Genomic DNA, 25,444 nt, shown 5'->3' on the forward strand with positions numbered 1-25,444 from the left:
TAGTACTTTCGCACTATGAAGAACGGAACTATTTGGCTCTATATTATCTGTGCTGCCATTACGATCTTCGGAATTGTCACCGGGAAATTCCTCTTTCTACTGTTTGTAATACCCTTGGGTGGCTTGTTTCGGAAGAAGAACAACGATCAAAACGAGTAGCGATATCCCGCCTGTACTCCAAAAACTTCCGCACCTATATTTTGCACATCGGCGCCAACGCCCAGTCGGAAGCTTCCGAAGGAATGAGTATGATACGTAGCTTGCGCGTAATTATAAAGATTCTTTTGCGTGGGAGTAAAGGGTTGTCTATAGGTCCCTAAATTGACATTGTAGGAGGTTTTTAAGAGCCATTGTATGGCACCCACCGAACCCGAGACCCCAAGGTGATGCACCCGAACCCGATTGTTGGTAACGGGTGAATTGATATCATTCACTATCAGATTGCGATCGTAACCAATAAAAGGCAATCCAATTACCTGTCCTTCATGCGCCCATCCACTGCGATATACATTGTTACCGAAGTAGCCATCAAATCCGGCACCACTGTCATTTCCACTTTGGTCGGAAGTATCAACATACTCGTATAAAATGGTATCTAGCCAGGACGATTGTAAAGGCTGATACACCAAACCCCATACGCCATCTGGAAAATTCGACCAGCGAAATCCGCTGCCATCTTCAAAGGGGTGTTCATGATAAAAATTCCAAACCGACTGTGCTGAGGTATAGGTATAGTCTAATAAGAAGGTCCCCAAATGATTCCCCAAGGCATTCACGGCTTCACCGGGAATCGATGCATCTGCCCCGCGGGAGGCAAAAAACACGTCTACGAAGGCTTCAAAATCATTTGGCAACGGTCCGAATTCCGGAGAAGTCCCTCCCCATTGTGCCATATGCTGTAACTGCCCTTTTACTTGATGTCGTTCTGCAAAACGAAAAAGCAGTGCAATTCGCTTGTAATGAATCATGGCATCTGCCACATAACGATCGTCCGACAGTTGGTAGTGGCCAATGCCCCAATCGATCGCAAAACCGTTGGTGATGCGCAATGGGTTCTGGGCTTCCAAAAGCAATCCAGGGATAGGCCTCGCATTGCCAGACCATAAAAAGTTTTTTCGAGTGGTAGACAAGCCCTGATAGGGTTGCGAAGGCACTTGTGAACCCAGCACAGCGTGCAACCATTTGTTCGAAAACTCAAGATACAGCTCACGGGCTTGAAATTCGTCGGGCACATCATCGCGGTAATACGTACTGGCGCCTATGGCAATTTCAGCCGAGTCGGAAGTCGCCCATCCAAGCCGTCCTTCCACAAGTGGTGCCAGATTGCTAAAATTTCCATAGCGATAATTGGTATTGGCTTGCATCCAAAAAGGAACCGACGCTTCCGAAGAGAGGATGCCACTCACATCTACGGCCCCTTCAGCCCAAAGCTGCGCCATACTCTGAATTCCGAAGAGAAAAATGGCAATTTGGATGAACTTCTTACCCATGTATCGCTTAATTTTTAGAAAAAAATCGCTGCCAGAAGCTGCTGGGAGCATCGCTGCGGTAGACATAGCCGTATTTATTGCCGTACCCAAAATTGGTCATATCAACATTGTTCAACACCAGGGCTACGTTCTCTAATTTTCCTTCCAATAGGGCATCCTTCGGGAAGCTCAGTAATTTTTTATCGCTATAATTCGCGCGAATCACGTACAAGGTAATATCTGCCCATTTGTTGATAAGAATGGTGTCGGTTACCAATAAGGAAGGAGCGGTATCTACAATCACGTAGTCGAACTCATTTTTAATTTCGTTGAAGAACTGCCCGGTACGGTCACGCATTAATAGTTCAGCCGGATTGGGTGGAATCGCACCACTCAACACAATGCTGATATTGTCGTGGGTAGTGCTGCGATGGGTCACCTCTGCCACCGTCATGGAGGGATCGATAATATATTCGGTGAGTCCCTTTTTCTTCGCGTCGCTTTTCGACAAATAGCGATGCAATTGCGGGTTTCGAATATCCGCGCCTACCAAGGCCACTTTTTTGCCCGTAAGCGCAATGGTGAGCGCCAAATTAAAGGCTACCATTGTCTTGCCCTCCCCTTTGATGGTGGATGTTACAAAAATGGTACGGGTATCTTGCTTTTCTTTTTTATTTCCGAAGAGTAAGAATTGAAGGTTCGTTCTAAGAATACGGAAGGATTCGGCCAAAATGCTTCGGTCGTTCTCCTGAATTAATTGTTCATCTCCCTTTTTAAGTTTCGGAATTTCTCCTACGAACGGAATCTGTGGAAGTACTTTATTCACATCACTGCGATTCTCTACCTTGGTGTTTAGCAATTCGGCTCCGTAGATCACCAAAAACGGAAGCAATAGTCCGGCCAGTCCCGCCCCAAGATAAATAAGCATGGAGTTTGGTGCTACGGGCGCTTTCCCGGTATAGGCCGCGTCTACCACTTTCGCCTTGGCTGAAGTGGCCGCCAGAGAAATACTGGCTTCTTCCCGCTGCTGCAATAAAAATAAATAAAGTTGTTCCTTAATCGACTGTTGTCGTTCTATGCCCCGAAAGATCTTTTCCTTGCTCGGCACTTGAGAAAGTCGCGCATTGAGAGAACCCTCACGAGTATTGAGGTCACGTAAGGCTATTTGCAACGATTGACGGGTGTTTTGCAAACTCGAAAGGATGCCATTTCGCAATTCGTCTAATTGATTATTGACATTTACAACGACCGGGTTTTTGGAGGTTGAATTTTTAAGCAATCTGTTTCGCTCTAACACCAATTGATTGTAGTTAGAAACGGCTTCGCCCACCTGTGATTCTTCTAAGGCGATATTCGCAGGGAGTAAGTCGGTTGCCCCAGCACCTTCCATGTACTCAATCATGGTACTGGTAAGCTCCAATTGGGTGCCTACATCGAGTTGGCGTTTATTGAATTCACTTGCGTTTTCAAGAATCAATTGGGCTTCCGCTTCGATGTCTGTCAGGCGGTTGTTGCTTTTAAAGGTCTCTTTGTTTTGTTCTACCGAATCTAGTTCGCGGGTGATAATCTCCAGACGCGAATCGATGAAGTTAGCCGTTTTTTGGGAAATCTGACTCCGATCGTTAATGGCGTCCTTATTATATTGAAAGACCAATTCGTTGAGGAAATCTTCGGCTTTTTCAGGCACAGCCGACTGCATTCGTAGTTGCACCACGTTGCTGTTTCCAAGTTCGTTCGCCACCTGAACCCGTCGCTGATAGCGAAGCGCCACTTGATCTAGTGGTAAGTAGGTAACACTCACTGTACGATTGGTTCCTTCTCTAAAAAAAGAGGCCCGCTCGTAATGCGGTATCAGTGTCACATCACCAAAGGGCAAGGAAACTCGATCTCCAAAGGTGTAGGTTCCTTCAATAGTGCCATTAACGCTTTCTAAATGATATTGAGTTCGGGATTGAATTTCAATCAATAACTGGGGTGCCGGACGGGTACGCGTGCTGTCTTTAAAGGATAGGTACTGCACGGTAAATGGGCGATTGCGGTAGATTTCAGTTCCTTTTACGGCGCCAACGGACTGGTACTGAATGTTCAGATTGAGCTTTTTAACGACTTCCGTAATGAGTCGCTTTGACCGAAATATGGCCAACTCATTTTCAATCTTACTATTCTGAAACCGAGAGAAAAACCCTCCCATTTCAGAAAAAGCTGCCAATTCACCAGCGCCACCCGACTTATCGTCCTTTACGATCACGGTCGCCTGACTTCGATACAATTTGGTGGTGTAACGCAAATAGATCATGGCAATACCAAGAGCTAACACCAACCCTATAACAAACCAGTACCACCGCTTCAGGTAAGCCGTTAGTAATTCTTTGAGTGGACGATCGTTGGTAAGCGCTTCCGTTTTGGTTTCCATACTATCGCGTTAATAAAATGACGGTGCTAAGCACTACGGTTACTAATGACAACAGAGCCGGAACATCCGGAATAAAACCAGATTTACGTACGCCTTTTAGAGATGGTTCTACGTACACAATGTCGTTTTGTTTCAGAAAGAAAAACTCACTGGTAAAGAAGTCGGTTTTCGTAAAATCGACAGTAGTAACGCGCTGCTTTCCATTCACTTCCCGGATAACGGTCACGTTTTCCCGATTGCCATCCTCAGTAAAATCACCGGCCAATCCAATGGCCTGGGGTAAGGTAACCCGTTCGTCTTCAATTTTGAAGACACCGGGAGTTTGCACCTCCCCGATCACCGTCACCTTGAAGTTCACAATGCGCACATCTACTACCACATCGGTTATATATTCCTTAAGCAATTCGGTAAGCTGTGCCGCTACATCGCCACGGGTCTTCCCGGCCACTGGAATACTTCCCAAGACCGGAAACTGAATCTCGCCATCGGTATCGACCAGATAGCCTTGGAGTCCGATATTATTTCCGCCTGCCGCTTGATTCTCCATGCCCGTGTTTCGTTGGAACGGAGCTGCCACAACCTTATCGATAGAAGAAACGGTTATGTATAGAATATCGTTGTTTTCGATGATCGGATTGAACTCTTGAGAGGTCATCGTTTGATCTAAGTTCGCTGCGTCCTGGAAATAAATAATTTCCTTTTTAGTAGCACAGGACTGAAAGAGCCACAGCCCTGCCAGGATAACCGCTGCACGGAGAACGACGTTGTATTTCATGAATGGAGTATCGATAATCTTCTGAAAATTAGTTGCAAAGGTACGTATTCTTAAGGGGACGAATTTCACTTTTATCGGACTTTATGATTTGGGCTGATCGAGTTGTTCAAATTCTGAGTTATTACTCTTGAATTCAGGTACTAACTCTTTAAGCAGGCGTACGACCTCCTTATCTTCTTTGTGCGTGGCTGCCTTAATAATATGTTTGACCTGCTTTTTGATCATTTGGAACTCTCCCACCGGTACTTTTGAAATCATAATCTTAGGGTGGTGCGTGGGTAATGAGGTGGAAGTATCATTCAATAGCTCTTCAAAAAGTTTTTCTCCGGGTCGAAGGCCGGTAATCTTGATATCGATATCCTCATAAGGTTCTAATCCGGAAAGTTTGATCATACGTTCTGCCAAACTTAAGATCCGTACCGGCTCACCCATGTCGAATACAAAGATCTCTCCTCCTTTTCCCATGGTTCCGGCTTGAAGTACTAGCTGACAGGCTTCTGGTATGGTCATAAAATACCGAATAATGTCGCGATGCGTCACGGTTACGGGACCTCCCTGAGAAATTTGCTTTCTAAAATGAGGAATGACCGAGCCGCTCGAACCGAGAACATTTCCGAAGCGGGTGGTAATAAATCGGGTGCGAACATCTTTTTCATTCTGTAACGATTGAACGTACATTTCGGCCACACGCTTGCTGGCTCCCATCACATTGGTTGGGTTCACCGCCTTATCGGTAGACACCATCACGAATTTATCGATCTTGTGATTTACCGCGAGCACCGACAGGTTGACGGTTCCTAAAATGTTCACATAGATCGCTTCATGCGGATTCCGCTCGATGAGCGGTACGTGTTTGTAGGCAGCGGCGTGATAGACCACATCAAACCGATATTTGGTAAACAAAAGCTCCAAGCGATACATGTTGCTGATGTCGGCCAGCTCGGTTATAAAGTTCAGTGAAGGGTGATTGAGGTTCAGGTATAATTCTAATTCGTGTAAATTCGTTTCCGCCTGATCGAGAATAATAATATACGCCGGTTCGAAATTGGCGATCTGCCTAACAATCTCACTACCGATAGACCCCGCACCGCCGGTGACCAAAATGGTCTTTCCTTGAAGATCTTCATGAATCACCGAAGAATTGATAGAAATGGGTTGCCGCTCCAATAAATCTTCAATCTGGATCGGTTTGATCTGATTTTTGATGTCCTCCTTGGAATTCCATTGCTCTAACGAAGGAACATTAAGCACTTCAATATGCTGTTCTAAGCAGGTTTCCACCAGCTCGTTGCGTTCTTTTCCGGTAAACGCCTCGCTTACCATAAGAACCCCTTCAATGTCTAGCTCCGAAAGTGTTTTCGACAGATTTTCCCGAACCGGAATAACCGGTTTGCCCATAATCTTATACCGTTTCGAATCGAAGTGCTTGCTCAGAAAGCCAACCAGGTTATACGGCAAATTCGCTTCGGTAGTCAGGGCGCGTCCCACAGATAGAGTATGATCATCAACCCCTAGAATCGCCACCCGTTTCTTTATGGTATTGGTGGAAACATTCTTCATGAACAAGTAGCTCTCTTTTACAGCGATTCTGAAAAACAGCATGGCAAAAAAGGAGATCAACATGTACAGGATTAAGGAGGTGGTTAGAAAGATCTTTTCCCCACCAAAAAGATAATAGCTCCAAGAAATTACCGCCGCTGTTGCTGAAGTAGATACCGAAGATAATCCTAATTTCAGTAGATCCATGAAGGTGGAGTGACGGATGATCCCCGAAAATGTCTTAAAAATAAAGAAAAAGAGCACATTCAATCCTAGTAAAAGCAAGGCCTGCTCAAACAAAGAGAACGTCTCATGAAAATTGATGGGTGTATTTGCCAATATGAAATACGTGAGCACTAAAGCGCTCATACACAAAAAGGTATCAATCAGTATCACAATCCAACGAGGAAGGTACTTCTGATCTAACAATCGAATTCGATTGTCGCCTGAATAGAGTTTTCGTAACAGTTTTTGTGATGGTTTCACAGGCTTTTGTTCAGACTGCAAATATACTTAATTCTCTAACGAAACTGACGGATAACAGCGGCAATTCGACTGCGTTCCGTGTCCGTTAAATTCGAGCCCGAAGGAAGACACAATCCATTTTCAAAAAGCGTTTGGGCTACCGTGCCTCCATAATACGGCGCGTTCTCGTACAAGGGCTGCAAATGCATGGGCTTCCACAAGGGACGAGCCTCAATATTATCTTCACCAAAAGCTTTGCGTAATTCTTCTGCGGAAAAGCCGGTTTTCTTTTTATCAATGGTAATACAACTCAGCCAGTGGTTGGATACAAAACTTTCATTAGGTTCGGTAAATACCTCAATACCTTCCCAACCAAAAAATTGCTCTTTATAGAATTGGTTCATTTGTTGCCGTAACCCTATGTGAGTATCGAGTACTTCCATCTGACCGCGACCAATGCCCGCAGCAATATTGCTCAATCGATAATTATAGCCTAAAACAGAGTGCTGATAATGCGGCGCTTCGTCCCTAGCCTGTGTTGCCAGAAATACCGCCTTTTGTTTTTCTGCTTCGGAAGCACACACCAAGGCACCTCCTCCGGAAGTGGTGATAATCTTGTTTCCGTTGAACGACAACACGCCAAAATCGCCAAAAGTGCCACAGGGAACGCCCTGATACGTACTGCCCAAGGCTTCGGCTGCATCTTCAATCAATGGAATGTCGTAAGTCTTACAAAGATTTCGGATGTCATCTATCTTACAGGGCATTCCGTAGAGATGCACAGCAATCACAGCTTTGGGACGTTTTCCTTGTTTCAAACGATCTGTGATAGCGGCTTCCAGATGATTCGGGCACATATTCCACGTAGCTGGTTCGCTATCCACAAACACCGGGTTCGCGCCTTGATAGATGATAGGATTGGCGGAGGCGGCAAAGGTCATACTCTGACACATCACTTCATCTCCAGAACCTACTTCAAGAAGGGCCAGAGCCAGATGCAGGGCCGCCGTACCGGAACTCAGTGCCGCCACTTCTTTTTGATGTCCCAAATAGTTGGATAAAGCCGCTTCAAACCCGTTTACATTAGGCCCCAGGGGTGCGATCCAATTGGTATCAAAAGCTTCTTTTACATAGGCTTCCTCGGTTCCGCCCATATGAGGAGACGACAAATAGATGGTTGAACTCATGTTAGGTTGTTTTTAATCATTTTGGCAGGATTGCCGTAAACAGTGACATCATCGGGGATATCCTTAGTGACCACCGCTCCGGCACCAATAACAACATTGTTTCCGATATTGAGTTCAGGAAGTATCACACTTCCTGCTCCTACGAGCGTTCCACTGCCAATAGTGACGCCGCCCGCTACGGCAGCCTGTATCGCTATGTGAGAAAAATCGCCAATCCGCACATTGTGAGAAACGGTCGCGTGATTGTTAATAATACAAAAAGCGCCTACCGAAACTGCGGCATCTAATACCGCTAACGGATGCACCAGAGTACCCTCACCGATGAAGACAGACGGATACACCACTGCGGAAGCATGAACAAAACTTGGGAAAGGTCCTGAGAGTTGGTTCACTAGCTTTTTTCGAATAACATTATTGCCAATAGTTACGCACGCCGCCCCCTTCGCTACAGTAGCATTATCTCGCTTTGAAACGGGGATGTCTAAAATCATTTTTTTGGTAGGGTGGTCGTCATATACACAACTGGGTTCGTATTCGCCTAAGGAGCGAATCAACTCAATGGCAGCATAGCAATGACCGCCGCCTCCGTATAGATGAATTGTTTTCATGATTCTGTTGTTCCTTTAAACGGTAGGGTTGTCGCCGTATTCTCTGTGTTTATATCTTTCCGAAGAAAAACCTTAAAAACGGTTTTCCAGAGGATTTTCATGTCCAACGAAAAACATTGGTGTTCCACATAGTATACATCGTGTTCAAATTTCTGTTCCCAAGAGATAGCGTTACGTCCATGTACTTGCGCATAACCGGTAATCCCTGGTCGTACCCAATGACGCTTGCGTTGCTGTTCGTTATACAGCGGAAGGTATTCGGGCAATAACGGTCTGGGGCCTACTAAACTCATGTCACCTTTGATCACGTTCAATAGCTGCGGAATCTCATCCATAGAGGTCGATCGCACCCAGCGTCCCAATGCCGTTAGCCGATCGGCGTCGGGCAGTAGCTTTCCTGAGGCATCTTTTTCATCCGACATGGTTTTGAACTTGATAATATGAAACAACCGCTCGTTCTTTCCGGGACGCCGCTGCAAGAAAAACGGAGACCCCTTAGTGGCAATCCACAAAGCCACCATCACCCCGAGAAATATCGGAGATAAGACGATCAAAAAAAGGAGTCCGCAAAGCGTATCTAATATAGGTTTAACAACGTTCTTATACACGGTGCAAAAATACTAAATGTTTGCCAGCAATCGCTGATATTCGCTGAATAAGGCGTCCCATAATTCGGTGCGTTCGAGTCGGTTTAAAATACTTGATCGCGCCGCTTGCTTCATCACTTGGTACGCTTCGGAAGGTGGTAAAACCTCTTCCATGGCATGTTGTAGTGGGAGTACTTCCTTCGGGGGTATCAGCAAGCCATTATGTCCTTCCTCAATAATTTCATTACATCCGTTGATATTGGTAGCGATCACGGGAAGTCCCATGGCTCCGGCCTGCATTACCACGTTCGGAAAACCTTCGCGATAGCTTGGGAAAACCAACACCTGACTCATAGAAAGATACGGTCGAACGTCCTGGACGAAGCCTGTGGTATGAATACCAGGATGGGTTTCGATGGTTTTGAGCGTTTGTGGATGTAATGGGTCCAAATCGGATTCGAAAGGCCCCACCAGCAGTAAAACCAATCCTTCTTGCGTCTGGGAAAGAGTGTCAAAGGCCGTAATCAATTCATTAATGCCTTTATCTCCTACCAAACGGCCTACAAAGACAAACACAAAACCTGTTTCCGGGATGCCCAAAGACGAGCGTAGGGAACATCTGACTTCTTCGGAAACCTGATGCGGACTGAAATAGTGGGTATCAATTCCATTGCTACTGCCATTTCCAATGATCTTGAGCTTCTCGGGATCGGTCCAGTGCTGCTCTTGGATAAAGTCCAGAAGCCCTTTTGAATTTGGAAAGACATGAGTCGCCGTGCGATAGGTCCATTTTTCTACCGTATTCAACAGCCGACGCTTTAATCCGGTAGCCTCCATTAACGGCATCCCGGCCACGGTATGGATGCGTATCGGAACGCCAGCCAAATACGCGGCAAGCATCCCCACCCAACCCGCTTTGGGCGTGTGCGTATGGACTATTTCAGGTTGTTCTTTCCGAAGAAATCGATACAATAGATAGATGGCCTTTATATCTTGAAACGGAGTGATTTTTCGACGTAAGGGGAGCGCTTTGGTCCGCACACCTTCTTGCCTACCATAGGCCTGCAAACGTGCTGCTTCGGAAGAAATAGCGATCACCTCGAAGAAATCCGACATATAGGCGAGTTGCCCTTCCAGAAGTTTCTCAAGCGATAAGGGAACCGTGGTGATGCGAATAAGTTTCGGTTTTTTCATCATTTGAGCGTATCCTTATATAATTCGATGTGTTGGTCTATTGTTTGCGCAATATCATATTGTTGCGCTCTTTCGATACAGCGGTGCACCGTTTCCCTATACATTTTATCATCGTTTCGCAACTGTGCTATCGTTTCGGCCAAGGCAGCATCATCTCCTTTCGGAAATAACAAACCGGCACCTTCCACCAGATCTTTTAGGCCGGGAACAGATGAAGCTACAAAGGGTCTGCCGCTTGCCATTCCTTCCAGACTTGCCAACGATAAGCCCTCATGCCCAGAGGATAAGATCACCACGTTGGAAGCTTTGAGCAGCTCTGGTATATCTTTCCGAACACCCAGAAAAGCAACCCGGTGACTTAGTGTAAGCGATGCGGCCAGCTCGACACAGTCGGTTTGCGTCGGTCCCTCTCCTACCAATATCAATCCAACCGAGTTCGGAAGGTGCTGTAAGGCCCTAATAACCGTGGCCTGGTCTTTGGGCGGATGAAAGCGAGACACCTGCAATATCTTAAAATCAACAGAGGCATCGAAAATGTCTTCACGACTAGGAGAAGCCTCTCGAATGGCTTGTAGTGAGACACCATTTGCAATGACCACACAGTTGTGCGCAATGGATGGAATATGCGTAACGAGTGCCTCTTTAACTTCGTCGGTGATGGTAATGATGGTGGTGTAGCGGCCGTATATCCAGGAATCCAGCCGCCCAAGCCAGGAGGAGCGTCTACGATTGCTGGTACTGTGTTCGGTATAGATCATTTTGGGTTTTCGCCTCAGGCCCAATGATGCTATGGCCGCCCAGTACAACGCCGGGAACAAATGCACATGTATTAGGTCGTACTGTGATAGCAGTCTTCGTATCTTAATGATTAATAAGGGCTGGTACACACTACCTTTAGACAGGGAATGAATAGTACAGTTTGTTTGTTCCTGTAGCGACTCAAGAAAGGGTGTGGACGTCCCATCCAGCAAGGCAAGGGCTACCTCCATATCATGAGCTTTGAAGCCGAGAATGCTGTCGTGGACTAACTTTTCGGCGCCTCCCGTTCTAAGGCTATTAATGAGGATGAGTACTCTCATTCGGTTTGTTTTTCGAGATTGCGTAATAAGAGCACCACAGACCAAATACGATCAACCATGGCATAAACATGTTCTTCTGGCGAAGCATGATCCCTAAGTTTCCAAGAATCATGGAAAATGCGATCGCACCAAAAAGAAAAAATAGAAAGCTGCTTTTTAGTATGTAAGGCGCCTCTTTCCAGGCTTTCAGCGGTTTCTTTATCAAAAAGGAGACACTAAAGAGCAACAACACTAGGTTCTCTACGGAAGCCAACAATCCTAAAATACCGTTGCTGTCGAAGAAGAAAGGACGGTATAGGAACGTAAAAATTTTCATAGGAATAGAATACTGCGAAGTATCTATACTCGATCCCGTATCGGCGCGATTCAAGCTAGAGGATTTGTCACTGGCGTATTGTGAAATGGTTTCTGTTTCCAGATTTTCAATTTGCACAAACTGCAACACGAAATCCAATAAGAATACGAAACCCCCAATGAAGACAAAGAGCAGTACCAATTTTTGATACCCTTTTAATCCGCGACCATCAAATAGAAAGGCAATTCCGAAGGAAACCACTAAAAACATCAAAATATGCGGTCGAACGATCAAAATGAGCAGGGAGGCGATAAGCAATAAGGACCAGCGTCTCTTGAATTTGATCATGGCGAAAAGAAACAGGATCACCGCTGTGAACATCAACGTATCTTTTCCGATTCCGGAAGACCAGAAATGAAAATTCGGAAGAAAAAACAGATACGGAAATACGGGAATATTAAAAAGGCGGATCGCCGACAGATCTCCCTCATCCGTAAGGTATTTTTTACAAATTCTGAAGAGCAATACAAATCCTATAAATCCAATGCAGGCGTAGATCATGTTTCCGGTAAAAAAGGAAAGCTGTAAGGTGTTTGCAGGTACATAGTTGATAAGATACATCCACGGGGTCCCATAGCGTTGAGATACCTGGGCAAGCACTTCCGAAAATTCAAGCACGGCGGGATATTCCCAATAATGCTGCGCATCTCCCCCATTAGAGCTGATGTACCAATGAAAAAAAATAGCAATGGCAAAGTGGAAGAAAAAGAGTTTGTTCAGACTGTTGCGTTCCTTTCTTGTAAAATCGCGGAAAAGCGACTTAAAATTGAAGGTCACCAAGGTGATAATGATGAGCACGCAAAGGTCTAATACGATCATACGGTCGCTTCTTTTTCGAATATCTGGTTTAGTTTCGCCTTGGTAGCATCTGATAATCCCATTTCTGGTCGTTTGCCAGAACTAAGCCTGCGGTATAACCAATGCTTAAAGGTACTCGGAAATAGGAAAGAGAAAAAGTCTTTGAGTCCGATTCGCTTCAACACAAAGAGCAACCCCTTTGCTTTTGGGGTGCGGGTGCTATTTTCTGCAACGCCCTCTACGCTAAAATCTAACGGGATTTCCAAAAAGGTAGAAAGTTCTTGGGCCACCTGTTCTTTATCTGCGATAAAGTCTTCAAACGAAATCACACAAACATCCTTGAAGTACTTTTTAAATGTGTTTATGGGACGCTCATAAAAACTCATATTCAAGCAACTGTGCCAAGGAAGTGAACCGTTGTGATACCTCTCAATTTCAGCCTCCATAACAGACTGAAAGCTTCGTAATTCCTGACTTAAGCCTACTAACATTCGGTATTGTGAGAAAGCGCGAGAAAGCGGCTCACGGGTTACCACGATGATTTTTGCATCTGAATTGTATTCAAAAATACGTTCTGCGACTCCCGGAGCATGCAAATACATCGTACTTCCTTCCAGCAAATAGCGCTCTTTCCCTGCCAACGAAAATAATTGTTCATATTGCGACCTGTCCTGGACGTTGGCAATGTGATGTGGCTTCGGAAATTGTTCTTCGAAATATTTTGCTTCTGAAAAAAAACGGGACGGATCATATAAGTGCTTCGGAAGCGATGTTGCAAAATAATGCGGCTCTTTGATGGGACTCGCATAGATGGCTTCCTGACGGCCCAACAAATCCATCAAACCGGTGGTGCCCGCTTTCATGGCACCAATTAGAAACAGGTTTGCTTTCTTCGTACTCATCCCTTAATTTTTTTTAGCACCCGATACCCATCTACCCAGGCCGTTGCAGACAACCATCGCATCCAGCGCTGCAAGCTTTTTTTGGTCCAGCCTTGCACCGCTTGCTGTAAGGCTTGTCGTTCTTTTTTGTTGTACTTGCCGTAGCTCTGAAAATAGCGAATGGCGATGAAGCGATGGAAATACGTTGAAAAATAGGGTTTCTCCTTTTCTGAAAGCTCTTGATACACCCCTTTGATGTCCTGAAGATATTGAAGGAAGTCTTCGGAAGAAAATACCTGAGCCGAACCTGAAGCTATTACATTTTTCCGATAAAAGGACAAGGCCTTATTAATGAAAAGCACCTGGTGGTGAACACACAACCGAATCCAAAGATCGTGATCTTCGTGCTGGCGCATTCCGGGACGAAATCCACCTGCCCTTAAAAACAAGGATTTCCGAAGCACTACATTAGACGAATTGACAAGCGGGAGGTGCTTACTGATAACCTTGAAATAGCTAAGCAGTTCGGTTTCGCCATCCTTCGGCAGTAGTTCATGCGTATAGCGTTCTGTTTCTTGTTCGAAAACACGACTTCTTCCGGTGGCTACGATTGCGGCCTCAGGGTATTGCTCAATGCCTTTAACCACCTCTTCCAGAAAGGTAGGCGCCCACCAGTCGTCTGCATCCAAAAAAGCGATCCATTGGTGTTGCGCCTGTGCGACGCCGTGATTCCGCGCGATCGAAACGCCTTCATTTTGTTTTTCGACCAGTGTGATACGCGCATCCGAAAACGTGTTCACCACGTCTACAGACGCATCAGAACTACCATCATCCACAAGGATCACTTCAAATTGGGTATAGGTTTGCCCGAGCACCGACCGCAGTGTTTCGGCGATATAGTCTTGTTTGTTATAAAGTGGAATAACAATCGAGATCATGGCTAGGCGTTGGATTTCCAATGAGACAAATCGCGTCCGGAGAGTTGTTCTAATAGCGCAACATCCTTCTGAAAATAGGCTTTTAACATCGGGATCATCTCGGCACTATCCTCGTGTGTCAGCGAAACATCATGCGCCACATTTTTTTTATTTATGGCATTGGCGAGTCCGAGCCCCCCTTTGATACCCAAGCGTTTTTTCAATTGGGTCGCAGCGATCAGGAATTGCGACAGCATATAGCTTTTTCGAACCTTCTTTTTGTTCACTACGTCGTAGGAGTCTAAAGAAACCGGAGTTACGCCAAGAAACGCTTGTAGCTTAAGGAAGGCGGCATCGGCATCATTTTTAAGATCATCTATGAATATAAGGTGGAGTTGCTCTTTCGGAATGTAGTTTAGCGCGCGTTTTACTTGGGCTCCTAAGGAGCAAGCGTCGCCGTATTGTAGCAAACGCGGATCTGAGCAACCCAGCGGGATCCTTTTCCCGTCCTTCCGAAGCGCTTGTAAGTCCCATGCTGTCTTAGGAGATGCTTCATTTTCACTCCCACCATACAGTAACTCCTGATGCAGTGAAAAATACATGCTGCTGGGTTCGCGAAGCATGATGATGAATTTAGCGTCCGGATGGAATGCTAAAATATTTTGAACAGCTACTTCGGAATACAAATACCAAACAGAGCCTTCACATCGATAGGAATGTTCTTGTGAGGCCTCGTCAAACAGCGACAGATACGAATCTAAGTCAAAGTAATACCGATGGCCGCTATCAGTATTGAAGTAATGAGGCTCTTTCTCTGGACTCATAAAGATCTCGGGGTGCTGTGACATATAATAGATCATTGACGTCGTTCCACATTTTGGGGCACCCAGTAGAAACAAGTTTGGTTTGTTGGTCTCAGTAGGCATCAGATAATAGCGGTGTTAATGTTTAGGTGTTTTTTTACGTATCGCCATAGGATGATATTCTGTAGCACGAGAATCACACTATAGACAAATGCAGCACCTTCCAAGTCGTAGAGAAGTATTGACGGAATGCTAATGATAACATTTACAATCAGGAAGATAAGATTGTTTTTGGAAAACACCCCTTGATTTCCGGTCATATTTAATAGCAATCCTACGGAGCCTGTCATGGCACTAAAGAGTTGTCCAACACACATGATAAATAGCGCCCAATAGGAAGCTTCATAAGCTGCACCAAAGACATACCCCAATAAGGTTGTTCCGCCAAGCATAAAAACTAATGCTATTGGCAGCGAGCAGGCAAAGATAATACGCCCCGTTTTTTTCACAATGCGCTGCAAAGAGGCTCTCTGATCACGCTCATAGGCCGACGAAACAAAAGGGGCAATGGCTCTGTTCAAGGCATCCAGAGTAAAGGAAACCAACGAAGAACCTCTCCAAGCAATTTCGAAAAGCGCGACGGCCTCCACACTTCCGAAGATGGCTAGGACATAAGTAAGCAACCGAGTTTTTACCATTTGGATGCCGCTGTTAACGGTAAACGGAATGGTTTCTTTGATCCATTCTTTCGTATTAAATATTGGGGTTACAGATGCCAATTTTCGTAAAAGCGAACGATGGAGAAAAACGTATCCTAATACGAAGCCTGCGAAAGCAGCACCTACTTGGAGCAACATTGCATCCTGAGGGGTTAAGTTCATATTAAAGGCCCAACAGATCACAAGAGCGGCGGTTAGAAGTAGGTTACGGAAGAGGGTGTCTGGAAGTTCAGACATTAAAATCAGCTTCATCCCTCGTAAAAATGCAGTTCGCAACGCATTAATTCCTAATAAAGGGAGTAATAAAAAAGCGAGCGCAACCGTCTCTACGAGTACGGTATCGAGATTTTTCCACCACACAACATACAGTAACCCCGAAATGGCTGCAACCACAAGAATCGCTATCCCTGCATATTGATGGGATTTGATGAGAAGTCCCTTTATCGCATCATAATTATCGTGAACCTCATACTTGGAAACGTATCGAGTAATGAGATTGGGAAGTCCGGCAGTAATTGGAACCGATAGTAAAGTAATAGTGGTTAGCGCTAGAATATAGTACCCAAAATGCTCTACGGTTAATATTCGCGCTAGCAAGATTCCATTCAGAAACGTAAAAAACGCAGCTCCAAATTTAATGGCAATACTAGATACCGAGGCTGTTTTTATGTCCTTTCGAGAGAATAGCTTCAAAACATCTTATTGAAAAAGTTCGGGATGATTCTTCATTTCTTCATGCGTCCAATGCCACCATTCCAACGCTTCGATATGACGAATTTTTTCCTCTTCAAATCGAAATCGCTTTACCTTCGCGGGAACACCGGCAACTATAGCATAGGGTGGAATATCTTTTGTGACAATACTTCCCGCTGCAATTACAGCGCCGTTTCCTATGGTCACACCTGGCAGAATTAACGCATTGTCCCCAATCCAAACATTGTGTTGAATGGTTACATCCTTCTTTTCATCCATGGGACTGGAAAACCCAAGTTTTTTTGCTAACGCATACTGAAGATTGACGGTTTGTGTACTGTGATTTGATGTAATAATCTTTACCTGATCACCAATAGCACAATATTTCCCGATGTGACAGCGCCCCGAACCTTTTACCGTGATCGCCCCATTAACCCTTGAACCTTCGCCGATAGAGAAACCATTAACAATTCGCGATCCACGACCAATATAAGTTCCTGAATTGTTCGAAATAGACGCAATCTTGAGGATCCATCGTTGAATCGTAGCTTTTCTACCTTTGAAGACTATCATAATGACTATAAAATCATTCCCGCTGCAACGGTCTCGTGCGTACTCTCATCGATCAGCACAAAGCTACCCGTAACTCGGTTGTCGCGGTACTCATCGATCATCAAGGGACGTGTGGTACGCACCGTGACACGCGCGATATCATTCATCTCTAGGTCTTTGTTCTCTTCATTCCTATTGTACGTGTTAATATCGATCTTATAGAACACATTCTTGATCATCGCCCGCTGTTCATTCGCCGTATGAACAATCACATATTTTGCACGAGGTTTTGCGGTATCGTTGTGCAACCAACAGATCATCGCGTCAAATTCCTGGGTGGGCGTAGGTTGATTGTTCTCTTTCACAATCATGTCGCCCCTACTGATATCGATATCATCTTCCAACGAAATGGAAACCGACATGGGCGCGTAGGCCTCTTTTAGTTCGCCATCAATCGTATCGATGCTCTTGATCGTTGAATTGAAGCCCGAAGGAAGGATACTAATCTTGTCCCCTGGGCGGAAAATGCCGCTGGCCACTCTTCCGGCGTAGCCGCGATAATCACGATGTTCTTCACTTTGGGGTCGGATTACGGTTTGCACCGGAAAACGCGCATCTACTTTGTTAATGTCACTACTAATGTGCATATGCTCAAGCGTGTGCAATAGCGGCGCTCCCTGGTACCAACTCATGTTTTCAGAACGATTCACCACGTTATCACCGTTTAAGGCGCTAATGGGAATAAATCGAATATCTTTTGTGTATAGTTTCGAAGAGAATTCTTCAAACTGGGCGATGATTTCTTCGTAGCGTTTTTCGGAATAGTCTACCAAATCCATTTTGTTCACGCAGACGATCAAATGTGGAATTTGAAGCAGCGATGCGATGAACGCGTGGCGTTTAGTTTGTTCAATCACACCATTTCGTGCATCCACTAATACCAATGCCGCGTTCGCTGTGGAGGCGCCAGTCACCATATTACGGGTGTACTGAATATGTCCCGGAGTATCAGCAATAATAAATTTTCTTCGAGGGGTTGTAAAATACCGATAAGCAACATCGATAGTGATCCCTTGTTCGCGTTCGTCTCTTAGACCGTCTGTGAATAGCGCTAAATCAACACCTTCATGTCCTTTTCGCTTACTGGTGGTTTCTACAGCTTCCAACTGGTCTTCAAAGATCGCTTTAGAATCATACAGTAACCGACCGATCAAGGTACTTTTTCCGTCGTCGACACTTCCTGCGGTAGTAAATCGTAGTAACTGGTTGTTATCTATTGCCATTTGTTAATTTGTTAGTTTGTTATTTTGTTATTTTGTTATTTCGTGAACTAGGTATTGAAATTTCGCTAGGTTAACTCTATTTAGATATTGTTTCTTAAGAACCTGATATATCCATTAATTAGTTTCAGGCTTTTGTCAACTTTAACTCGCACTTCTTTTAATTTTTCTTCGGAAATATAGTCCCAATTCACTGCTTCTAAAGAGTGGTCCAAAATTTCCGCTACAGAACCTCTTGCCTGTATTAAAAATTTAATTTGATCTTTACTATGGTACCGTCCCCATCCTTCTGCAATATTTGCAGTTGCTGAGCGCGTTGCCCGAAGCAATTGTGAATACAGCTGATATTTTTCTTCTTTGGGCAAATATGACAAAATTTCTGTCCGTATATACGTCTTTAAGTCATTACAGCTCTTCCAACACTCTAAAGTCTCAAAATTTGAAGCCACTGTTTACTTATTTACTCGTTTATGTGAATTATTTCACCAACTCACCAACTCACCAACTCACCAACTCACCAATTCACCAACTCGCCAATTCACCAACTCACCAATTCACCAATTCACCAATTCACCAATTCACCAACTCACCAATTCACCAACTCGCCAATTCACCAATTCACCAATTCACTATTAAAAATATCCTTGTCGTTTGCGATCTTCCATCGCTGTTTCACTGCGTTTATCATCGCTTCGGTTCCCTCGCTCGGTTTGTTTCATAGAAGCTACTTCGGCCACGATTTTTTCCAGGGTATCGGCATCCGACTCAATTCCTCCGGTGATGGTAATATCTCCCAGTGTCCGGAAACGAATCTTCTTGGTGACCACTTCTTCGTTTTCTTCCAATTTTAAGAATTCGGAATTCGGAATCCAGGAATCATTGCGCCATACTACTTCACGTTCGTGTGCGATGTACAGTGATGGAATCTGAATGTTTTCTCTCAAAATATAATTCCACACATCCATTTCGGTCCAGTTGCTAATCGGAAACGCTCTAAAATGTTCTCCTTCAAAGTGTTTTCCATTGAGTAAATTCCACAACTCAGGTCGTTGGTTCTTTGGATCCCATTGTCCGAAATCATCACGATGCGAAAAAAATCGTTCTTTCGCACGTGCTTTTTCCTCATCACGGCGACCTCCTCCGATGGCACAATCAATCTTATTGCTTTCAATAGCGTCCAATAAGGTGGTGATCTGTAACGCGTTTCGCGTTGCATTCTTTCCTTTTTCCTCTGCCACCCGACCTTGATCAATCGATTCTTGAACCGAACCTACAATGAGTTGAGCCCCTAATTCCGCTACCAAATCATCACGAAATTTAATGGTTTCGGGAAAGTTATGTCCCGTGTCCACATGCATTAACGGAAACGGAATTCGCGCCGGATAAAATGCTTTTTTTGCTAAATGGGTTACCAAGATGGAGTCTTTTCCTCCTGAAAAAAGTATGACCGGGTTTTCAAATTGCGCCCATACTTCCCGAAGGATATAAATGGCTTCTGATTCGAGTTCATCGAGGTAATTTAAATAGTATTTACTCATGATTAGGGTTCAGTTTATCTTCTAGGTATTGCAAAATTATCGCAACCGATTCAGTTAGCGAAACTTTTGATGTATCAATTTGAATATCAGGTGAAACAGGCGCTTCATACGGCGCATTAATCCCTGTGAAATTAGTGATCTCTCCCTTCCGCGCCTTAGCGTACAATCCTTTCACATCCCGACGCTCGCATTCTTCCAAAGGGGTATCGATAAAAATTTCGATATACCGCGTATCTCCTACCGTTTGCTTCACCATCGTACGATCTTTTTCATACGGAGAAACAAAAGCTGCCAGTACTACCAAACCGGCATCCGCCATTAAGTTGGCTACCTCCGCAATACGACGAATGTTCTCGGTTCGATCTTCCGGAGAGAAGCCCAGGTTATTGTTCAATCCCTTCCGAACATTATCACCGTCCAGTGAATAGGTATGCATGCCCTTTCGGAACAGCGCTTCTTCTACCGCGTTGGCGACTGTCGACTTACCCGAACCTGACAGTCCGGTAAACCATAAAACATAGCTGGGATGTCCCATCAGTGCTTCTCGCTGCGTCCTAGTGATCTGAAAGTGATGTGGAATAATGTTTTCCATAGCTTAGTTATTTTGACGTTCATCGAGTCCGAGATTAATTCGATACCAGGCCCGTTCATGCAGGTAATACAACAGCATCTTAGTAATTAATTCGGCCGCACCAATTTTGAGTCCGGTGAAGGGGTTTCCTGAAATGATCCAGGAGATGATCATGGTGTCGGTAGTACCTACCGCTCGCCAAGTAATAGTTTTCGCCAAATGGCGCTTATGGCTCTCCCGCAAATTGCCGTTCTTGTCCAGGTTGATATTAAACCAGGCTCGTTCGTGTAGGTAATACAACAGCATTTTGGTAAGCACTTCGGTAACTCCAATTTTCAAGCCCGTAAGCGCATTTCCCGTAATGAACCATGAAAGCAAAATAGTATCCAGGGTTCCGAGAATACGCCAGGTGATGGCTTTTGTGATGTGCCGTAAATGCGACTTATCCGCCATATTGAACAATGAAATAATCATTCAAAAGATGTTCTTTATTGTATTTCATTGGAGCTTGCGTTTTGGCGTTTAGCACCGAAACCCCTACGGCCTGACAAATAGCTTGACCCGCCGCCGTGTCCCACTCCATCGTAGGTGCATAGCGCGGATAGATGTGGGCATTTCCTTCCGCAACCAAACAGAATTTCAGAGAACTGCCTTTTGATACAATTTCCACTTCCTGTTCCGCTTCCACCTCCGCAATAAAAGCTCGCGTATCATCATTCAAGTGCGAGCGACTCCCAACGATCTTTACAATTCCATTGGGGCGTTGCGGTTGCAAGGGCGTTGCTAGGTTCATGATTTCGGCAACCGATTCATGCTCGGTTTCCAATTCAGCTTTAAAAGCCTGGGTGCCGGTTTCATTAGTGAAATACAAGGTTTTGAAAACAGGAACATAAATAACGCCTACCACGGGTGACCCGGCTTCCACCAAGGCAATGTTGACCGTAAATTCGCCATTGCGCTTAATAAACTCTTTGGTTCCGTCTAATGGATCTACGATCCAGCACTGCGTCCAATCTTTCCGCTCGGCATAGTCGGTTTGCTTATTTTCCTCGCTAATGATTGGAATTGGTGTCTCTGTCAAAAATGTGTTGATGACAGCATTGGCGTTCTTGTCGGCCTGTGTTAATGGGGAGTCGTCTTCTTTGTGTTCTACTTCAAAAGACGAATTGTAGACCGACATAATTTCTTTTCCACCGGCTATCGCTGCCGTAATAGCTGTTTCTAAGTAGGTACTCATAGGTTTGCTTTGAGCGCGCAAAGATACAACAATTGCCCTAACATCAAGGGTGATAGCGCGTTAATTACCTAGATCGACCTATGTTTAACATATTGTTTTTCAGTTTGTTGTAGGTTTTTGTGTGTTTTTTAAAACTGAAAGGCAAAAGCGGCTGTTACGCGACTGCCATCTTCACCGGTAAACCAACTAGCACGACCTTGCAAGGCGTGGGTCCAGAACATCTTAATTCCACCTCCGTAGGCATCGTGCCATACATCAGACGTATCGGAAGTGGTCCACACCCTTCCTATATCGTATCCTCCGTAAATTTCAATGGAAAGCGGAAACAAAAATGTTTTCATTTTCTGAAAGCGATATGAAAGATCTGCCTTTCCCAGTGCAGCGTGAAATCCGGTAAATCGCTGATTACGGTATCCCCGCAATCCATTGGAAGCACCGAGATTCGGACTCAAATAAAAGACGGGTTGGTCGCCTAAACTCAGTTGTGCCTGTGCCTGTGTAGTGAGCACCAACCGTCGATTGCTTAACAATGCGTTGTAGAACAGTACGCTGCTGTTAACAAAGCCCGAAAGTTGCGTAGATTGGAGATGATCAATAGCTCCTATAGATGTAGAGAATCCCATTCCCTTGGTAGGAAGCGCGTCATCGTCAATATTTTCGTAGCGAAATGTGAATTCTGGAATACCCCAATAGTCTCGATCTGTTTGATTCAAAGAAAGATTCGAAATCACGTTCTTACCATTCGGAATGATCTGAGTTCCCTGCAGACGGTACTTCAATTGAAAGAAACTCCCATAATCGCCCTCCCGTTCCAGGCCTACAGCTCCCACGTATTGTTCCAGGTTTACCCGATTGAAATCCAAACTAGTGGTAGCTTCCTCATAGCGTGTCTCATTTCCGAAACCAAAAAAGTTCCGTGTAAAATTCTTGCTGGTAAAGCGTCCTTCTGCCATAAAATTGATATCCGAAAAAATAGCCGCGTACTTTTTGGTGAGCATCACTTCTATTCCCTGTGTAATACTGTGATAATTAAATCCAACATGCATGTAGCTTCCATACGGATTAGCGATAAATTTCACCTTCTCTTTCCCATACCCCGCATGGTAGGAAGTTCCGGTATCGGGGTTGTATCCTACCCCTAGTTCGATACTCCCTGTGGACGTTGGCTTTCTGGTGTAATCATACAGGTTGGCCTCATAGAAATTGGTCATGCGAACTTGTGCCCCACCTTTTTCGGCAACTTCGTTCTTTTTAGCGCGCTGATCGTAGATCTTTATCTTCTTGCCTTCGGAAGCACGATAGGTATCCTTGTTCTGACCGCCAATAATGCGGAGTAGAATGGCGTTCTTCGCACTTCCCTTGATTTCAAATACATCGTCATCATCTAAGCCGTACAGCCAGAGTTCCTCAGTTTCTTCGGAAGAAAACGTACGATCAAATAATACATCGTCTTTTTCTCCATCTTTGATGCGATAGGCGATAATTTGGGTTCGCCCATCGGGAAAACGTTCAATCACAAAATGATCGTCTTTGTCGGTTCCAGTGATCATTTGGAATTTCAGGTATTCGTCATAATACCGGTTCACAATGGATTCCAGATTCTCTTTTCGCGCCAGTAAGTGTTCTTTAATTTGGGTGATTGTAGTGTCTTGCACCTCTTCGGGTAGCTGACGAAACGCGCGATCTACAATTTCTGGAGTGATTTCTCTCTGAATAAATTGTGCTTGTGCAACCCATACTGATCGATCGCTTCGTTTTACCAGCGCACGATCTAATTGAGAAGCCGCTGCATTGAACCAGGCCACATCCTGAATATCGGGTCCATAGACGCCAAACTGGTTGGCACTTCCCATGATGTTCTTGAGGACATTGAGGAAGCGTCCGTCGAAATTCGCAAACACCTGGTCGCGATCTCTCGGAATGGGTTCGAACACCAGGTTTCCGTCTTCATCTTCAAATTCGGCCCAGCGCCATTGATCACTATGTCGGTCCCAATCCCCTACCAACATATCGAAGATGCGGGCTCTGATGTAAGTTTCTTCATCTAAAATATAGTCTTCATCCTCCCGTAGTTTCATTAGCAGGTCGTCGGTACTTTCCACATCGTCCGGGTATCCAAAACTTCGACGGTTTTTGTATTCTTCCGCAGGACGCTCAACGATCATATACAATTGATCTCCGTACTCCTCGCTGTACTTTCCCAGCGCTCGTTGCTTCGGAACATAAAATAACTGTGGCGTGGTGTAATATACTTGAGCGGCTTCCGCCAGCGTAGGAATCGCAAAGGCGCCATACGGATGAGCAGCGGTATAAAAATCGAGGATCAATGCTTCGGGTACGGTATTGGTAAAATACTGTTCTCCATCGACACCCTGAAAAGCGGTATTCTGAAGAAATTGTACAGCGCTCTTCCGCAGCGCCCGCATATTGTATTCCTTTCCATCTTTGGTTTCCAGGCGAAGGGAACGCGTTTGATTTCCACCACCGGGTCTAATAACTTCCAATCCGCCGTATAAGGTATCCAATAAAGCGGTGGGAGCGGTTACTTTTGTTCCATAGACATCGCGATAATGCTCACCCCAAACCGATTTAAAAAAGTCGGTTTTTTCTACCTCATCCAATTCGTAGACCGAAGCGTCGTAGGTTTTGGGATAGGTTTCAGGCAGCTCCTCAAAGGTTGGAGGCGTTACCGGTGCCACAATTTCCTGACGGTATAAAAGCCTGGGGTTGGATCCTTCGAGGCCGTAAAACGACGCCCAGGTGCTCTGATCTTCATACACCTCAATACTTACGTAGCCCGAATTTCCGTAGGAAAAGATACCATTGTCTCCGGTAGTCGCCGGCCGTGTACCGCCACCGGCACCTGAGATGATTTGCTTGAACGGCCCTTGTTCTATGTACTGTAAGTTCTTTTCATGCCCGGATATCATGACGATTCTATGATCCTCTTTATCTAATAAGTCTTTTAATTGGGTAGCGAATTCGTTATAACGAACGTTAAAGCGATCTTGAATAGAAACGGCTCCTTGCGATCGAATTTGATTGATCAAGGTCGCAACACCGGGGAGGGGAATCCTTCCTTGCAGCGGGAATATATGATCGCGAAAGGAAAACCGACCAGCATGAAATCCATTGGTAAATACCGGGTGGTGCATCGCCACAAAGATCAATTTGTTCGCATTTTTCTTAATTTCTCCCTTTACCTCCAACATGAGCTTTTCGCGCGATTTAATCTCACATTTATCGTTCATTTTATGGTGCTTGTCCCAATCGGCTAGGTACCACTGACTATCAATAATGATCAATTGAATGTTGTCACCAATTTCGATGCTTTCGAGCGGACAACCATTATTGGGGGTAAGCACGTCGTCTGCTTTCATGCGGTCCTCCAAATAATCTTCCATGGCTTCTAGTCCGTCGTTCTTATCATACCCCCAGTCGTAATTTCCCGGTATGAAATAAGGATACGCGTTGGCTTTTTGAGCGAGATCAATCAGTGGGTTTAGCTGCTGTACCATACCGGCTGAGTCCTTAGCCTTTACGTTGTCGCCCATCGCCATCAGAAATCGATTTTTGGCTTGTGTTTCCAACAGGGTTGTTTCCATAGCGTCAAAAAGCTGCGGAGACCCTTTATAAGTAGTTCCCACTATTAAAAATTGTTGCACGACCTGTTGGGTTGGCTGGGTCGTTTCCGAATTCGCTTCGGGTTCCAGCATCACACCTTTGATAGCACATCCTTGAAGCACTATAAATGCGAGTAGAAAGAGGTATTGTTTGTTCATCA

General features: G+C 45.0%; 23 protein-coding genes. 1 reads left to right on the top strand and 22 read right to left on the bottom strand.

Annotated features, from left to right (window positions below; all coding sequences use genetic code 11):
* Positions 1-15 precede the first annotated feature (15 nt).
* Positions 16-159: a hypothetical protein gene (locus PO830_RS09485; protein WP_272853323.1), complete on the top strand. Its 144-nt coding sequence runs from the start codon at positions 16-18 to the stop codon at positions 157-159.
* Here PO830_RS09485 and PO830_RS09490 read toward each other — a convergent pair.
* The 22 genes from PO830_RS09490 to PO830_RS09595 form a co-directional block, all read right to left on the bottom strand.
* Positions 147-1,556, bottom strand: coding sequence for a capsule assembly Wzi family protein (locus tag PO830_RS09490; protein ID WP_272853324.1), 1,410 nt, complete (start codon positions 1,554-1,556; stop codon positions 147-149). The genes PO830_RS09485 and PO830_RS09490 overlap by 13 nt on opposite strands.
* A complete protein-coding gene (locus PO830_RS09495) occupies positions 1,498-3,882 on the bottom strand; it encodes a GumC family protein (protein ID WP_272853325.1) in 2,385 nt (794 codons plus the stop codon). The genes PO830_RS09490 and PO830_RS09495 overlap by 59 nt, the downstream gene beginning before the upstream one ends.
* A gap of 1 nt (position 3,883) precedes the next feature.
* Positions 3,884-4,657: a polysaccharide biosynthesis/export family protein gene (locus PO830_RS09500; RefSeq protein ID WP_272853326.1), complete on the bottom strand. Its 774-nt coding sequence runs from the start codon at positions 4,655-4,657 to the stop codon at positions 3,884-3,886.
* 81 nt (positions 4,658-4,738) lie between these two features.
* A complete protein-coding gene (locus PO830_RS09505) occupies positions 4,739-6,682 on the bottom strand; it encodes a polysaccharide biosynthesis protein (protein WP_272853327.1) in 1,944 nt (647 codons plus the stop codon).
* A 35-nt stretch (positions 6,683-6,717) separates the two neighbouring features.
* A complete protein-coding gene (locus PO830_RS09510; protein ID WP_272853328.1) occupies positions 6,718-7,848 on the bottom strand; it encodes a DegT/DnrJ/EryC1/StrS family aminotransferase in 1,131 nt (376 codons plus the stop codon).
* Positions 7,845-8,456, bottom strand: a complete 612-nt coding sequence (locus PO830_RS09515; RefSeq protein WP_272853329.1) for an acetyltransferase — start codon at positions 8,454-8,456, stop codon at positions 7,845-7,847. The genes PO830_RS09510 and PO830_RS09515 overlap by 4 nt, the downstream gene beginning before the upstream one ends.
* A complete protein-coding gene (locus PO830_RS09520) occupies positions 8,453-9,064 on the bottom strand; it encodes a sugar transferase (protein WP_272853330.1) in 612 nt (203 codons plus the stop codon). The genes PO830_RS09515 and PO830_RS09520 overlap by 4 nt, the downstream gene beginning before the upstream one ends.
* 12 nt (positions 9,065-9,076) lie before the next feature.
* Positions 9,077-10,237 (bottom strand): glycosyltransferase family 4 protein, encoded by a 1,161-nt coding sequence (locus PO830_RS09525; protein ID WP_272853331.1) that lies wholly within the window; start codon positions 10,235-10,237, stop codon positions 9,077-9,079.
* Complete coding sequence (locus PO830_RS09530; RefSeq protein ID WP_272853332.1) at positions 10,237-11,316, bottom strand: glycosyltransferase; 1,080 nt, start codon at positions 11,314-11,316, stop codon at positions 10,237-10,239. Before PO830_RS09530 ends, PO830_RS09525 begins: the two co-directional genes overlap by 1 nt.
* Positions 11,294-12,490, bottom strand: a complete 1,197-nt coding sequence (locus PO830_RS09535; RefSeq protein WP_272853333.1) for a hypothetical protein — start codon at positions 12,488-12,490, stop codon at positions 11,294-11,296. Before PO830_RS09535 ends, PO830_RS09530 begins: the two co-directional genes overlap by 23 nt.
* Complete coding sequence (locus PO830_RS09540) at positions 12,487-13,371, bottom strand: sulfotransferase family protein (protein WP_272853334.1); 885 nt, start codon at positions 13,369-13,371, stop codon at positions 12,487-12,489. The genes PO830_RS09535 and PO830_RS09540 overlap by 4 nt, the downstream gene beginning before the upstream one ends.
* Complete coding sequence (locus tag PO830_RS09545) at positions 13,368-14,288, bottom strand: glycosyltransferase family 2 protein (protein WP_272853335.1); 921 nt, start codon at positions 14,286-14,288, stop codon at positions 13,368-13,370. Before PO830_RS09545 ends, PO830_RS09540 begins: the two co-directional genes overlap by 4 nt.
* Positions 14,289-14,290: 2 nt before the next feature.
* Positions 14,291-15,193 (bottom strand): sulfotransferase domain-containing protein, encoded by a 903-nt coding sequence (locus PO830_RS09550; protein WP_272853336.1) that lies wholly within the window; start codon positions 15,191-15,193, stop codon positions 14,291-14,293.
* Positions 15,193-16,482, bottom strand: coding sequence for an oligosaccharide flippase family protein (locus PO830_RS09555; protein WP_272853337.1), 1,290 nt, complete (start codon positions 16,480-16,482; stop codon positions 15,193-15,195). The genes PO830_RS09550 and PO830_RS09555 overlap by 1 nt, the downstream gene beginning before the upstream one ends.
* Before the next feature lie 6 nt (positions 16,483-16,488).
* Positions 16,489-17,055, bottom strand: a complete 567-nt coding sequence (locus tag PO830_RS09560; protein ID WP_272853338.1) for a CatB-related O-acetyltransferase — start codon at positions 17,053-17,055, stop codon at positions 16,489-16,491.
* Between the two features lie 5 nt (positions 17,056-17,060).
* Positions 17,061-18,317 carry a sulfate adenylyltransferase subunit 1 gene (locus PO830_RS09565; protein ID WP_272853339.1) on the bottom strand — a complete coding sequence of 419 codons (1,257 nt, stop codon included), beginning with the start codon at positions 18,315-18,317 and terminating at the stop codon, positions 17,061-17,063.
* Positions 18,318-18,397: 80 nt separating this feature from the next.
* Complete coding sequence (locus tag PO830_RS09570) at positions 18,398-18,763, bottom strand: four helix bundle protein (protein ID WP_272853340.1); 366 nt, start codon at positions 18,761-18,763, stop codon at positions 18,398-18,400.
* 183 nt (positions 18,764-18,946) lie between these two features.
* Positions 18,947-19,852 carry a sulfate adenylyltransferase subunit CysD gene (cysD, locus tag PO830_RS09575; protein WP_272853341.1) on the bottom strand — a complete coding sequence of 302 codons (906 nt, stop codon included), beginning with the start codon at positions 19,850-19,852 and terminating at the stop codon, positions 18,947-18,949.
* Complete coding sequence (cysC, locus tag PO830_RS09580; protein WP_272853342.1) at positions 19,845-20,444, bottom strand: adenylyl-sulfate kinase; 600 nt, start codon at positions 20,442-20,444, stop codon at positions 19,845-19,847. The genes cysD and cysC overlap by 8 nt, the downstream gene beginning before the upstream one ends.
* 3 nt (positions 20,445-20,447) lie before the next feature.
* Positions 20,448-20,897 carry a DUF2061 domain-containing protein gene (locus PO830_RS09585; protein ID WP_442870086.1) on the bottom strand — a complete coding sequence of 150 codons (450 nt, stop codon included), beginning with the start codon at positions 20,895-20,897 and terminating at the stop codon, positions 20,448-20,450.
* On the bottom strand, positions 20,866-21,660 hold the full coding sequence (gene cysQ / locus PO830_RS09590; RefSeq protein ID WP_272853343.1) for a 3'(2'),5'-bisphosphate nucleotidase CysQ: 795 nt from the start codon (positions 21,658-21,660) through the stop codon (positions 20,866-20,868). The genes PO830_RS09585 and cysQ overlap by 32 nt, the downstream gene beginning before the upstream one ends.
* A gap of 128 nt (positions 21,661-21,788) precedes the next feature.
* Positions 21,789-25,442 (bottom strand): phosphoesterase, encoded by a 3,654-nt coding sequence (locus PO830_RS09595; RefSeq protein WP_272853344.1) that lies wholly within the window; start codon positions 25,440-25,442, stop codon positions 21,789-21,791.
* Positions 25,443-25,444: the final 2 nt, after the last annotated feature.

Origin of the sequence: Altibacter sp. HG106 (genome assembly GCF_028561755.1) — a bacterium.
In the GTDB taxonomy this organism is placed as follows: Bacteria; Bacteroidota; Bacteroidia; order Flavobacteriales; family Flavobacteriaceae; genus DFVG01.

What these genes read in the sequence shown, in the direction of transcription:
- PO830_RS09485 (WP_272853323.1), top strand. Translation starts at nt 16, where the DNA reads ATGAAGAACGGAACTATTTGGCTCTATATTATCTGTGCTGCCATTACG.
- PO830_RS09490 (WP_272853324.1), bottom strand. Translation starts at nt 1,556, where the DNA reads ATGTCTACCGCAGCGATGCTCCCAGCAGCTTCTGGCAGCGATTTTTTT.
- PO830_RS09495 (WP_272853325.1), bottom strand. Translation starts at nt 3,882, where the DNA reads ATGGAAACCAAAACGGAAGCGCTTACCAACGATCGTCCACTCAAAGAA.
- PO830_RS09500 (WP_272853326.1), bottom strand. Translation starts at nt 4,657, where the DNA reads ATGAAATACAACGTCGTTCTCCGTGCAGCGGTTATCCTGGCAGGGCTG.
- PO830_RS09510 (WP_272853328.1), bottom strand. Translation starts at nt 7,848, where the DNA reads ATGAGTTCAACCATCTATTTGTCGTCTCCTCATATGGGCGGAACCGAG.
- PO830_RS09515 (WP_272853329.1), bottom strand. Translation starts at nt 8,456, where the DNA reads ATGAAAACAATTCATCTATACGGAGGCGGCGGTCATTGCTATGCTGCC.
- PO830_RS09525 (WP_272853331.1), bottom strand. Translation starts at nt 10,237, where the DNA reads ATGAAAAAACCGAAACTTATTCGCATCACCACGGTTCCCTTATCGCTT.
- PO830_RS09530 (WP_272853332.1), bottom strand. Translation starts at nt 11,316, where the DNA reads ATGAGAGTACTCATCCTCATTAATAGCCTTAGAACGGGAGGCGCCGAA.
- PO830_RS09535 (WP_272853333.1), bottom strand. Translation starts at nt 12,490, where the DNA reads ATGATCGTATTAGACCTTTGCGTGCTCATCATTATCACCTTGGTGACC.
- PO830_RS09540 (WP_272853334.1), bottom strand. Translation starts at nt 13,371, where the DNA reads ATGAGTACGAAGAAAGCAAACCTGTTTCTAATTGGTGCCATGAAAGCG.
- PO830_RS09545 (WP_272853335.1), bottom strand. Translation starts at nt 14,288, where the DNA reads ATGATCTCGATTGTTATTCCACTTTATAACAAACAAGACTATATCGCC.
- PO830_RS09550 (WP_272853336.1), bottom strand. Translation starts at nt 15,193, where the DNA reads ATGCCTACTGAGACCAACAAACCAAACTTGTTTCTACTGGGTGCCCCA.
- PO830_RS09560 (WP_272853338.1), bottom strand. Translation starts at nt 17,055, where the DNA reads ATGATAGTCTTCAAAGGTAGAAAAGCTACGATTCAACGATGGATCCTC.
- PO830_RS09565 (WP_272853339.1), bottom strand. Translation starts at nt 18,317, where the DNA reads ATGGCAATAGATAACAACCAGTTACTACGATTTACTACCGCAGGAAGT.
- cysD (WP_272853341.1), bottom strand. Translation starts at nt 19,852, where the DNA reads ATGAGTAAATACTATTTAAATTACCTCGATGAACTCGAATCAGAAGCC.
- cysC (WP_272853342.1), bottom strand. Translation starts at nt 20,444, where the DNA reads ATGGAAAACATTATTCCACATCACTTTCAGATCACTAGGACGCAGCGA.
- PO830_RS09585 (WP_442870086.1), bottom strand. Translation starts at nt 20,897, where the DNA reads ATGATTATTTCATTGTTCAATATGGCGGATAAGTCGCATTTACGGCAC.
- cysQ (WP_272853343.1), bottom strand. Translation starts at nt 21,660, where the DNA reads ATGAGTACCTACTTAGAAACAGCTATTACGGCAGCGATAGCCGGTGGA.
- PO830_RS09595 (WP_272853344.1), bottom strand. Translation starts at nt 25,442, where the DNA reads ATGAACAAACAATACCTCTTTCTACTCGCATTTATAGTGCTTCAAGGA.